We start from the raw sequence: 11,585 nt of genomic DNA on the forward strand, positions 1-11,585 counted from the left end.
GAGGACATGCGCGTGAGTGGCGGAGAAATCGCTTGGCTGATCCTGGCCGGCGCGTTCCTGATGCTGGTGCTCGTGCTGGCGGTGCCGATCCTGCGGCTGCGGCACACCGTCGACGCGACGACCCGCATGATCACCGAGCTGAACGACCGCACCACCCCCCTGCTCACCGACGTCAACACCACGGTGAAGAACGTCAACGTCGCGCTGGAGCAGGTGCAGACCTCCCTCGACGGGGTCAACCTGCAACTCGCCAAGGTGGACACCATGACCACCCACGCGCAGAACGTCACCGCCAACGTGGCGAACCTGGCCGCCGTGGTCTCCGCCGCCGCCGCCAACCCGCTGGTCAAGGTGGCCGCGTTCGGTTACGGCGTGCGCAAGGCCGCCGCCGCCCGCCGGCACGCGGAGGACGAGCGCGAGGCCCGCGACATCATCAAGCAGCAGCGCCGCGCGGCCAAGCGCGCCAACCGCTGACCTGGCCGGCTTACCGCGGGAGGATGAGAGCATGAGGCGGTTGTTCTGGCTGGGCATCGGCCTGGCCGTGGGCGTGCTGGTGGTCCGCAAGGCCACCAAGACCGCGCAGGCGTACACGCCGGCGGGCATCGCCAGCGGGCTGTCCGAGTCGGCCGGCGGTCTCGTCGAGTCGGTCCGCAGCTTCGTGGACGACGTCCGGGCCGGCATGGCCGAGCGCGAGCAGGAGATCCACGAGGCCTTCGCCCGCGGCGAGGCGTACGACGACCAGTTCGCCGAGCTGCGGGAGGACCCGCGGTTCGGTGACCGAGAGATTTTCCCGGAGGAGCACCAGCGATGAAGACGGCGGAGATCAAGCGGCGGTACCTCGCCCACTTCGAGGCCAACGGCCACACGGTGGTGCCGTCCGCTCCGCTGCCCGCCATCAGCGACCCGAACCTGCTGTTCGTCAACGCCGGCATGGTGCAGTTCGTGCCCTACTTCCTGGGCCAGCAGACCCCGCCGTACCGGCGCGCGGTCAGCGTGCAGAAGTGCATCCGGACGCCGGACATCGACGAGGTCGGCAAGACCAGCCGGCACGGCACGTTCTTCCAGATGAACGGCAACTTCTCCTTCGGCGACTACTTCAAGGACGGCGCCATCCCGCTGGCCTGGGACCTGGTCACCAAGCCGGTCGAGGCGGGCGGATTCGGGCTGGACCCGGAGCGGATCTGGCCGACGGTCTACCTGGACGACGACGAGGCGTTCCAGATCTGGCGGTCGGTGGGCGTCCCCGCCGAGCGGATCGTCCGCCGGGGCAAGGCCGACAACTTCTGGTCGATGGGCATCCCGGGCCCGTGCGGCCCCTGCTCCGAGCTGTTCTACGACCGCGGCCCCGAGTACGGCCGCGAGGGCGGCCCGGCGGTCGACGAGGACCGCTACATGGAGTTCTGGAACCTCGTCTTCATGCAGTTCGAGCGGGGTCCGGGCACCGGCAAGGAGGACTACCCGATCCTCGGTGAGCTGCCGGCGAAGAACATCGACACGGGCATGGGCCTGGAGCGGATGGCCTCCATCCTCCAGGGCGTCGACAACCTCTACGAGATCGACGAGGTCCGGCCGATCCTGGCCCGGGCCGCCGAACTCACCGGCAAGCGCTACGGCGCGCACTCCGGCCACGTGGCCAGCGAGTCGCACCCGGACGACGTGCGGCTGCGGGTGATCGCCGACCACGTGCGCACCGCGCTCATGCTCATCGGCGACGGGGTGACCCCGTCGAACGAGGGCCGCGGCTACGTGCTGCGCCGGATCATGCGCCGGGCCATCCGGGCGGTCCGCCTGCTCGGCTACCAGGACCGGGCGCTGCCGGAGCTGCTGCCGGTGGCGCGGGACTGCATGGCGCCGTCGTACCCGGAGCTGGCCGAGGACTTCGGCCGGATCTCCCAGTACGCGTACGCGGAGGAGGACGCCTTCCTCGCCACCCTGCGGGCGGGCACCACGATCCTGGACACCGCCATCGCGGAGACCAAGTCGGCCGGGCAGGCGTCGATCTCCGGCGACAAGGCGTTCCAGCTGCACGACACGTACGGCTTCCCGATCGACCTGACCCTGGAGATCGCGGCCGAGCAGGGCCTCCAGGTCGACGCGGAGGGCTTCCGCCGGCTGATGGCCGACCAGCGCAGCCGGGCCAAGGCCGACGCCCAGGCGCGCAAGACCGGGCACACCGACGTGTCGGCGTACCGGTCGGTGCTCGACGGCGGCGGGGCGGTGGAGTTCACCGGCTACACCGAGCTGACCCGGGAGTCCCGGGTGCGCGCGCTGCTGGCCGGCGGCGCGCAGGTGGCCGCGGCGGTCGAGGGCGACACCGTCGAGCTGGTGCTCGACACCACCCCGTTCTACGCCGAGGGCGGCGGCCAGCAGCCCGACCAGGGCCTCATCACGGTGGGCGGCGGCCAGCTGGAGGTCTTCGACGTGCAGCAGCCGGTGCCGGGTCTGATCGTGCACCGGGCCAAGGTGCTGCGCGGCGAGGTGCGCGCCGGGGAGACCGGCTACGCCGAGATCGACGTGTCCCGCCGGCGGGCCATCTCCCGCTCGCACACGGCCACCCACCTGGTGCACCAGACCATGCGCAACTTCCTCGGCGAGTCGGCCACGCAGGCGGGTTCGCTGAACGCGCCGGGCCGGCTGCGGTTCGACTTCAACACCCCGACCGGGGTGGCGCCGAGCGTGCTGCACGACGTGGAACAGCAGGTCAACGAGGTGCTGCTCGCGGACCTGGAGGTGCACGCCTTCATCACCACGCAGGAGGAGGCGCGCCGGATCGGCGCCATGGCCCTGTTCGGCGAGAAGTACGGCGAGCGGGTCCGGGTCGTCGAGGTCGGCGACTACGCCCGCGAGCTGTGCGGCGGCACGCACGTGGCCCGCTCGGCCCAGCTCGGCCTCGTCAAGATCCTCTCCGAGGCGTCGGTCGGCTCCGGCGTGCGCCGCATCGAGGCGCTGGTGGGCATGGACGCCTTCGGCTTCCTGGCCCGTGAGCACCTGCTGGTCTCCCGGCTCGCCGAGCTGTTCCGGGTCCCCGGCGACCAGGTCGCCGACCGGGTGGAGCAGACCGTCACCCAGCTCCGCGACGCCGAGAAGGAGCTGGAGAAGCTCCGCGCCCAGCTCGTGCTCGGCGGGGCCGCGGCCCTGGCGGCGCAGGCGAAGGACGTGCGCGGTGTCGCGTACGTCGGCACCGAGGCGCCCGAGGGCGCGGCCGGCAACGACGTGCGGACCCTGGCGCAGGAGATCCGGGGCCGGATCGATCCGGCCCGCCCGGCCGTGGTGGCGGTGGCCGCCCGCGCCAACGGCAAGGCGTCCCTCGTGGTGGCCGTGAACCAGGCCGCCCGGGGTCGGGGCCTCACCGCGAAGGACCTGGTGAAGGCGGCCTTCTCCGGCCGCGGCGGCGGCAGCGACGACCTCGCGCAGGGCGGTGGCCTGCCCGCCGCGGAGGCGCCGAACCTGCTGGCCACCGTGGAGAAGGCGATCGCCGACGCCTGATGTGCGCACCGATGGAAGCCAGGGCGGACCACTCGGTCCGCCCTGGCCCGTACCGGGGGAAAGGTGTCCGGTAGATGGCTGAAGTGTCCCGTGGTGTCCGGCTCGGCGTCGATGTGGGCCAGGTCCGGGTCGGGGTGGCCCGCTCCGACCCGCACGGCATCCTGGCCACCCCGCTGGTCACCCTGGCCCGCGACCTGACGGCCGCGCCGGACGCGGTCCCCGCTGACATGGCCGAGCTGGTCCGGCTGGCCGCGGAGCACGAGGCGGTCGAGATCGTGGTGGGACTGCCGGTCAACCTCGCCGGGAAGCATGGCCCCGCGGCGACGAACGTCTCGGCGTACGCTGCCCGGTTGGCCGATGTAATGGGGACGATTCCGGTGACGCTGACGGACGAGAGGATGTCGACCGTGGTGGCGAGTCGTAGGCTGGCCGAACGGGGCGTCCGGGGTAAGCGCCAACGGGCGGTGGTCGACCAGGCCGCCGCGGTGGAGATTCTGCAGAGCTGGCTGGACGCGCAGCGGAGGCGGACGCAATGATCGACGATCTTGATCTGGGCTTCGACGAGGCGGAGAGGGGGGAGAAGGGCCGGCACCGGCGCGGCGCCGTGCGCAAGCGCAACGGCAAGTCGGGTGGCGGCCACGGCAAGACCATCTTCGCCCTGTTGATGGCGCTCGTGCTGCTCGGCGGCATCGGCGGCGGTGCCTACGTCGGCTTCGACCGGATCCGCAACCACTTCGTCACCCCCGACTACGACGGCCCCGGCTCGGGCGAGGCACTGGTCGAGGTGAAGGCCGGCGACACCCTCACCGACATCGGGAACACCCTCTACGACGCCGGTGTGGTGAAGAGCACGAAGGCGTTCATCGAGGCCGCCGACGCGAACTCGCGCAGCAAGAACATCCAGGTCGGCCGCTACAAGGTCCGCAAGCAGATGAAGGCCGCGGACGTGATCACGCTGATGCTCGACCCGAAGAGCCGGGTGATCAACGGGGTGACCATCCCCGAGGGCACGATCAGCCTGAACATCTACCAGATCCTCTCGAAGCAGACGAAGATCCCGGTCAAGGACTTCCAGGACGCCGCGAAGGACCCGGTCAAGCTGGGTGTGCCCGCCTTCTGGTTCAACCGGGAGGACGGCAAGAAGGGCCCGAAGAGCATCGAGGGCTTCCTCTACCCGTCGACCTACGAGATCCCGCCGAAGGCCACGGCCGAGCAGATCCTGTCGATGATGGTGGACGAGTTCCTCCGCGTCACACAGGAGCTCGACTTCGTCGACCGGGCGCAGAAGGAACGGAAGATCTCCCCGTACGAGGCGCTGATCACCGCCTCCATCGCCGAGGCCGAGTCGGTCAACGCGGTGGACCTGCCGAAGGTGTCCCGGGTGATCTACAACCGGGTCTACGCCGGCAAGATCGGCTGCAAGTGCCTCGGCATCGACAGCGGCATCAACTACTACTTCCGTCTCCAGGGCAAGGATCCGAAGGACTCCGACGACCTGCTGCAGAGCGAGATCAACGACCTGAAGAACCCGTACAACACGCACAACGTGGCGGGCCTGCCGATCACCCCGATCAGCAACCCGGGCCAGGCCGCGCTCAAGGGCGCCCTGGAGCCGCCGGCCGGCGACTGGATCTTCTTCATGACGGTCGACAAGAAGGGCACCATGGGCTACGGCTCGAATGACGCCGACTTCCGCAAGCTGCAGAAGCAGATGTGCGACAACAAGGTGCTCACCGGGGAGAACTGCACCTGATGAAGGCCGCCGTCGTCGGCCGGCCGATCGCCCACTCGCTCTCCCCGGTGATCCACAACGCCGGGTACGCGGCGGCCGGGCTGACCGGGTGGTCGTACACCCGGATCGAGTGCGGGGCCGACGAGCTGGCCGGCCTGGTCGCGGGCCTGGGCCCGGAGTGGGCCGGCCTGTCGGTGACCATGCCGGGCAAGGAGGCGGCGCTCGCGCTGGCCGACGAGGCCTCGCCGGTCGCCGCCGCGGTCGGCGCCGCCAACACGCTGGTACGCCGGCCGGACGGCACCTGGTACGCCGACAACACCGACGTCGGCGGCATGGTCGACGTGCTCACCGCCGCCGGGTGCGTCTCCGGCGCCACGGTCACCGTGCTCGGCGCGGGCGGCACCGCCCGGGCGGCCGTCGCGGCGGCGGCCCGGATCGGCGCCGCCGAGGTGACCGTGGTGGCCCGCCGCCCGGAGGCGGTGCGGGAGCTGGGCCCGACGGCCGCGGCGCTCGGGGTTCCGCTGGCCGGCGCGCCCTGGGACGGCGCTCCGGCGCACGCCCGGGCCGACCTCGTGGTCTCCACGGTGCCGAAGGGCGTGGCCGACCCCCTCGCGGACAACTTCGACTGGCGGCCCGGGACGGTCTTCTTCGACGTGGTCTACGACCCGTGGCCCACCCCGCTCGCCGCGGCGGCGCTGGCCGCCGGCTGCCGGGTGGTCTCCGGGCTGGACCTGCTGCTGGCCCAGGCGGTGGGCCAGTTCGAGCAGTTCACCGGTGTGTCCGCCCCCCGGGAGGCGATGCGCGCCGCGCTGGCGTCCGCAGGGCGGGACGCGGCGGGCAGTGCGAGGTCTCGCACACCGGGCGTGACAGACTGACCGCTGTGTTGCGCTGGCTGACTGCAGGTGAATCGCACGGACCCGCCCTCGTCGCGCTGCTGGAGGGGGTGCCCGCCGGCATCGAGGTGACCACCGCCGAGATCTCCGGCGAGCTGGCCCGGCGCCGGCTCGGCTACGGCCGCGGCGCCCGGATGTCCTTCGAGCAGGACGAGATCGAGATCATCGGCGGGCTCCGGCACGGTGTGACCATCGGCAGCCCGGTGGCCATCCGGGTGGGCAACTCGGAGTGGCCGAAGTGGCGCACCGTGATGGCCGCCGACCCGGTCGACGCGGAGGAGCTGGCCGGGCAGGCCCGTAACGCCCCGCTCACCCGCCCCCGCCCCGGGCACGCCGACCTGGCGGGCATGCAGAAGTACGGCCACACCGACGCCCGGCCGATCCTGGAGCGGGCCAGCGCCCGGGAGACCGCCGCCCGGGTCGCCGTGGGCGCCGTCGCCAAGGCCCTGGTCCGGCAGGCGCTCGGCGTCGAGATCGTCTCCCACGTGGTGGAGCTGGGCCCGATCGGCGTGAAGCCCGGCCTGCGGCCGACCCCGGAGGACGCCGCCCGGATCGACGCCGACCCGCTGCGCTGCCTCGACCCCGAGGCCAGCGCCCGGATGGTCGCCGAGGTCGACGCCGCCAAGAAGGCCGCCGACACGCTCGGCGGTGTGGTCGAGGTGCTGGCGTACGGGGTGCCGCCGGGCCTGGGCAGCCACGTGCAGTGGGACCGCAAGCTCGACGCCCGCCTCGCCACCGCGCTCATGTCGATCCAGGCCATCAAGGGCGTGGAGATCGGCGACGGCTGGCAGCAGGCGCGTTCCCGCGGCTCCGAGGCGCACGACGAGATCCTGCCCACCGCCACGGGCGTGCGCCGGGTGACCGACCGGGCCGGCGGGCTGGAGGGCGGCATCACCACCGGTGAGCCGCTGCGGGTGAAGGCGGCTATGAAGCCGATCTCCTCGCTGAACCGGGCGCTGTCCACGGTCGACGTGCTCACCGGGGAGCCGGCCACCGCCATCAACCAGCGCTCCGACGTGTGCGCCGTGCCGGCCGCGGCCGTGGTGGCCGAGGCCATGGTGGCTCTGGTGCTGGCCGAGGCGACGGTGGAGAAGTTCGGCGGCGACTCGGTCGCCGAGATGCGCCGCAACCTGACCGGCTACCTCGACGCCCTGGTGATCCGGTGAGCACCCGGCCGGTCTGCGTGCTGGTCGGGGCGCCCGGCTCCGGCAAGACCACGGTGGGGCAGGCGCTCGCCGCGGCGCTCGGCGTCGAGTTCCGCGACACCGACGCCGACATCGAGCAGCTCGCCGGCAAGCCGATCCCGGAGATCTTCGTGGACGAGGGGGAGGAGCACTTCCGTACCCTCGAACGGGCCGCCGTGGCGGCGGGCCTGGCCTCGCACGCGGGGGTGCTCGCCCTCGGCGGCGGCGCGGTCCTCGCCGAGGAGAACCGCGCCGCGCTGATCGGGCACACCGTGGTGCACCTGTCCGTGGAGCTGCCCGACGCGGTCAAGCGGGTCGGTCTCGGGTCCGGCCGGCCGCTGCTGGCGCTGAACCCGCGCGCCACCCTGAAGCACCTCATGGAGCAGCGCCGCCCGCTCTACGCCGAGGTGGCCACCGCGACCGTGCTCACCGACGGGCGCACCCCGGAGGAGATCGCCGGCGAGATCGCCGCCCTGCTCAAGCCCTGACCGGGACCGAGCCGGCCCCGAGATCGTCCGGTCAAACATCGGCGGATCGGGCACGGAGTGGACAGACGCCGCCCCGCGGTCGTCCGCTGGACTAGGCTGCCCGCGATGGACGAGGTGACCCGGATTCCGGTCGGCGGCGACCGGCCGTACGACGTGCTGGTGGGACGCGACCTGCTCGACCCCCCGCCCCGGCTGCTGCCCGGCGCCGAACGGGTGGCCTTCCTGCACGCGCCCCCCCTCAAGGGGCTGGCCGAGGAGCTGGCCGAGCGGGTGCGCGCGGCGGGAGTGGCCCCGCTGCTCATGGAGGTGCCGGACGCCGAGGCGGGCAAGCACGTCGACGTGGCCGCGGCCTGCTGGGACCGGCTCGGCGAGGCGGGCTTCACGCGTACCGACGCAGTGGTCGGGGTGGGCGGCGGCGCGGTGACCGACCTGGCCGGGTTCGTGGCGGCCACCTGGCTGCGCGGGGTGCGCTGGGTACCGGTCGCGACGTCCCTGCTCGGCATGGTCGACGCCGCGGTCGGCGGCAAGACCGGCATCAACACGGCCGCCGGCAAGAACCTGGTCGGCGCCTTCCACCCGCCCGCCGGGGTGATCTGCGACCTGGCCACGCTCGACAGCCTGCCGCCGGCCGACCTGGCCGCCGGCATGGCCGAGGTGGTCAAGTGCGGGTTCATCGCCGACCCGGTGATCCTCGACCTCGTGGAACGGGACCCGGCTGCCGCGCTGGACCCGGCCGGGCCGGTGACCCGCGAGCTGATCGAACGGGCGGTGCGGGTCAAGGCGGACGTGGTCTCGGGTGACCTGCGCGAGTCCGGGGTGCGCGAGGTGCTCAACTACGGGCACACGCTGGGCCACGCGATCGAGAAGGTGGAGGGCTACCGCTGGCGGCACGGCCACGCCGTCGCGGTGGGCCTGGTCTACGCGGCCACCCTCGCCCGGCTGGCCGGGCGGCTGGACGCGGCGACCGCGGAGCGGCACCGGGCCGTGGTGGCGGCGCTCGGCCTGCCCACCGGCTACCGGGCCGACGCCTGGCCGGACCTGCTGGCCGCCATGCGGGTGGACAAGAAGGCCCGGGGGAGCCGGCTGCGCTTCGTGGTGCTCGACGGGCTCGGCCGCCCGGCGATCCTCGAGGCGCCCTCGGACGAGCTGCTGGCGCGGGCCTACGAGGAGATCAGCTCATGAGGGTCCACGTGCTCAACGGGCCGAACCTGGGCCGGCTCGGCACCCGCCAGGTCGACGTCTACGGGGTCACCAGCTACGCCGAGCTGGTGACCATGTGCGAGACGACCGGCCACGAGCTGGGTCTGGACGTGGTGGTCCGGCAGACCGACGCCGAGCACGAGCTGCTGGGCTGGCTGCACGAGGCGGCCGACGAGGGCGCGGCCGTGGTGCTCAACCCGGCGGCCTGGTCGCACTACTCGATCGCGGTCCGGGACGCCTGCGCCATGCTGCGCGGCCCGCTCGTCGAGGTGCACATCTCCAACATTCACGCCCGGGAGGAGTTCCGGCACCACTCGGTGGTCTCCGCGGTGGCCACCGGGGTGATCTGCGGGCTGGGCGTGGACGGCTACCGGCTCGCCCTGCACCACGTGGCCCGGCGCCTGGCCGACGGCGCCGCCTGACGACGGTTCCGGTGCCGGTCCCGGTGCGGGTCCCGTCCCGGCCGGTTGAGCCGCGGCCGCGTTCGTGGCTCTCCGTGTTTGTTCCCTAGGTCACCCACCGTGATACTCCTCGCCGCCCGGCCGGCTGCCCTTCTCCTCGCTTTGCTCTGCAGCCATGGACGCACAGGGCGGTTGACCTGCGGGTGGCGTGAACCTGGTCGGGCGGGACGCGGTGGCCGCTGATCGCGGAGCGTCACCGCTGCGCCGATGGCTGCAGAGCAAAGGCGGCGGCGGGTGGGTCCGGGGCGCACAGCTTCGGTTGCGCTGCGTGACGTTCCGCACGTCCGGGTCGTGTCCAGCACGGCGACCCGGTTCGACACAGCTAGTAGACTTCGTAGGTCTGTCCGCCAATTGATGATCAAGGCAGGAAATGGCCACCACCAACGACCTCAAGAACGGCCTGGTACTCAACCTCGACGGCGAGCTGTGGTCCGTCGTCGAGTTCCAGCACGTCAAGCCCGGTAAGGGCGGTGCGTTCGTGCGTACCACGCTGAAGAACGTGCTGTCCGGCAAGGTGGTCGACAAGACCTTCAACGCGGGCACCAAGGTCGAGACCGCCACCGTCGACAAGCGCACCATGCAGTACCTCTACGCCGACGGCGAGGACTACGTCTTCATGGACCTGGAGACGTTCGACCAGATCACCGTCCCCGGCGGCACCGTCGGCGAGGCGGCCAACTACCTCCTCCCCGAGGCCGAGGCCACCGTCGCCACCCACGAGGGTGTGCCGCTCTACATCGAGCTGCCGACCTCGGTCGTGCTCGAGATCACCTACACCGAGCCGGGCCTGCAGGGCGACCGGTCGACCGGCGGCAACAAGCCGGCGACCGTCGAGACCGGCGCGACCGTGCAGGTGCCGCTCTTCATCACCACCGGCGAGAAGATCAAGGTCGACACCCGCGACGGCCGTTACCTCGGCCGAGCCTGATGGCTGAGGGTCCCAAGCAGCAGATGCCGGCGCGCCGCAAGGCGCGCAAGCGGGCGCTGGACGTGCTCTTCGAGGCCGACCTGCGGGACCGGCCGCCCGTCGAGGTGCTCGCCGGCTACCTGGAGCGGATCGAGAAGCCCCGCCCCGAGCACGTCGACTACGCCGTGGCCCTGGTCGAGGGCGTGGCGGCCCACCTGGACCGGATCGACGAGGTGATCGCCAGCTACGCCGAGGGCTGGACGCTGGACCGGATGCCGGCGGTCGACCGCAACCTGGCCCGCATCGCGGTCTACGAGCTGCTCTACGTCGACGAGATCGACGACGCGGTGGCGATCAGCGAGGCCGTCGAGCTGGCCCGGCAGATGTCGACCGACGACTCGCCGCGCTTCCTCAACGGCATCCTCGGCCGGATCGCCGAGTACGCCACCCGCTGAGGCCCCCACGGCAACTCCGGCTCAGCGCGTCTGATGCGCGCTGTGACCTGGAGCCGCCGACGACGAAGGGCCCGCGCCGTCCGGCGCGGGCCCTTCGTCGTGAACGGGTCAGGACGCGAAGAACGCCCGGGGGTCGGCGACCAGCACACCGTGCTCGGTGAGCCGCTCGATCAGGCCCGACGGCGAGGCGTCGTAGACGATCGCGAGGGCGCGCAGGTCGTCGGCGCGGATGGAGAGCACCCGGCCGTTGTAGTCGCCGCGCTGCTGCTGGATGGCGCGGGCGTACCGGGCGACGTAGGCCAGGTCCTCGGAGGCCTCGTCGTAGAGCCGCTCCAGGTCCAGAACGATCTTGCTGGTGGGCTCGTGGCGCACCCCGCTGCCGTCGGGCAGCAGCTCCGAGACGGGCACGCGGTAGAAGTCGGCCAGCTCCGCCAGGCGGGACACGGTGACGGCGCGGTCGCCACGCTCGTACGAGCCGACCACCACGGCCTTCCACCGCCCGTTCGACTTCTCCTCCACCCCCTGCAGGGACAGGCCCTGCTGCTGGCGGATGGAGCGCAGGCGGGCGCCCAGCGACTTGGCGTATTCAGAGGGCATTCGGACACTCCCAGTGCTGCTCGGGGTTCTCCCAGCTATCGCTACGGAGCGTGACGGTACGGGGATTGCGACACGCGGTCAAGTGTTCGTGACGTCCCCGGTCGTACTGGCGTACGGCTTGTCCCCATTTCTCCACGCTGACCCGCCGGTCAGTACCGGCGGCGGCCGGCCCGGTGACCGCT

13 protein-coding genes are annotated in these 11,585 nt (G+C 72.2%); 12 read left to right on the plus strand and 1 reads right to left on the minus strand.

All coding sequences use genetic code 11. The features are described 5' to 3' along the window. The first annotated feature begins 12 nt into the window (after positions 1-12). The 12 genes from GCE86_RS05030 (at position 13) to nusB (ending at position 10,806) form a co-directional block, all read left to right on the plus strand. Positions 13-474: a DUF948 domain-containing protein gene (locus GCE86_RS05030; protein WP_154225842.1), complete on the plus strand. Its 462-nt coding sequence runs from the start codon at positions 13-15 to the stop codon at positions 472-474. Between the two features lie 31 nt (positions 475-505). Continuing rightward, positions 506-811, plus strand: coding sequence for a hypothetical protein (locus tag GCE86_RS05035; RefSeq protein ID WP_154225843.1), 306 nt, complete (start codon positions 506-508; stop codon positions 809-811). Beyond that, complete coding sequence (gene alaS / locus GCE86_RS05040; protein WP_154225844.1) at positions 808-3,486, plus strand: alanine--tRNA ligase; 2,679 nt, start codon at positions 808-810, stop codon at positions 3,484-3,486. The genes GCE86_RS05035 and alaS overlap by 4 nt, the downstream gene beginning before the upstream one ends. A 74-nt stretch (positions 3,487-3,560) precedes the next feature. Next, positions 3,561-4,022: a Holliday junction resolvase RuvX gene (ruvX, locus tag GCE86_RS05045; RefSeq protein WP_154225845.1), complete on the plus strand. Its 462-nt coding sequence runs from the start codon at positions 3,561-3,563 to the stop codon at positions 4,020-4,022. Then, complete coding sequence (gene mltG / locus GCE86_RS05050) at positions 4,019-5,239, plus strand: endolytic transglycosylase MltG (RefSeq protein WP_154225846.1); 1,221 nt, start codon at positions 4,019-4,021, stop codon at positions 5,237-5,239. The genes ruvX and mltG overlap by 4 nt, the downstream gene beginning before the upstream one ends. After that, on the plus strand, positions 5,239-6,093 hold the full coding sequence (locus tag GCE86_RS05055; protein ID WP_154225847.1) for a shikimate dehydrogenase: 855 nt from the start codon (positions 5,239-5,241) through the stop codon (positions 6,091-6,093). The genes mltG and GCE86_RS05055 overlap by 1 nt, the downstream gene beginning before the upstream one ends. A 5-nt stretch (positions 6,094-6,098) precedes the next feature. Then, positions 6,099-7,277: a chorismate synthase gene (gene aroC, locus GCE86_RS05060; RefSeq protein WP_154225848.1), complete on the plus strand. Its 1,179-nt coding sequence runs from the start codon at positions 6,099-6,101 to the stop codon at positions 7,275-7,277. After that, positions 7,274-7,783, plus strand: coding sequence for a shikimate kinase (locus GCE86_RS05065; protein ID WP_154225849.1), 510 nt, complete (start codon positions 7,274-7,276; stop codon positions 7,781-7,783). Before aroC ends, GCE86_RS05065 begins: the two co-directional genes overlap by 4 nt. Before the next feature lie 105 nt (positions 7,784-7,888). Then, positions 7,889-8,965 (plus strand): 3-dehydroquinate synthase, encoded by a 1,077-nt coding sequence (aroB, locus tag GCE86_RS05070; protein WP_154225850.1) that lies wholly within the window; start codon positions 7,889-7,891, stop codon positions 8,963-8,965. Beyond that, a complete protein-coding gene (gene aroQ, locus GCE86_RS05075; RefSeq protein WP_154225851.1) occupies positions 8,962-9,405 on the plus strand; it encodes a type II 3-dehydroquinate dehydratase in 444 nt (147 codons plus the stop codon). The genes aroB and aroQ overlap by 4 nt, the downstream gene beginning before the upstream one ends. 409 nt (positions 9,406-9,814) lie before the next feature. Next, the gene (gene efp, locus GCE86_RS05080; protein WP_154225852.1) at positions 9,815-10,372 is read left to right on the plus strand and encodes an elongation factor P; all 558 of its coding nucleotides are present in this window, start codon (positions 9,815-9,817) and stop codon (positions 10,370-10,372) included. Between the two features lie 23 nt (positions 10,373-10,395). Further along, positions 10,396-10,806 carry a transcription antitermination factor NusB gene (nusB, locus tag GCE86_RS05085; RefSeq protein WP_204342919.1) on the plus strand — a complete coding sequence of 137 codons (411 nt, stop codon included), beginning with the start codon at positions 10,396-10,398 and terminating at the stop codon, positions 10,804-10,806. Positions 10,807-10,914: 108 nt separating this feature from the next. Here nusB and bldD read toward each other — a convergent pair whose 3' ends face one another. Continuing rightward, on the minus strand, positions 10,915-11,403 hold the full coding sequence (bldD, locus tag GCE86_RS05090; RefSeq protein ID WP_013285505.1) for a transcriptional regulator BldD: 489 nt from the start codon (positions 11,401-11,403) through the stop codon (positions 10,915-10,917). Positions 11,404-11,585: the final 182 nt, after the last annotated feature.

The sequence above is a fragment of the Micromonospora terminaliae genome (assembly GCF_009671205.1).
GTDB lineage: Bacteria > Actinomycetota > Actinomycetes > Mycobacteriales > Micromonosporaceae > Micromonospora > Micromonospora terminaliae.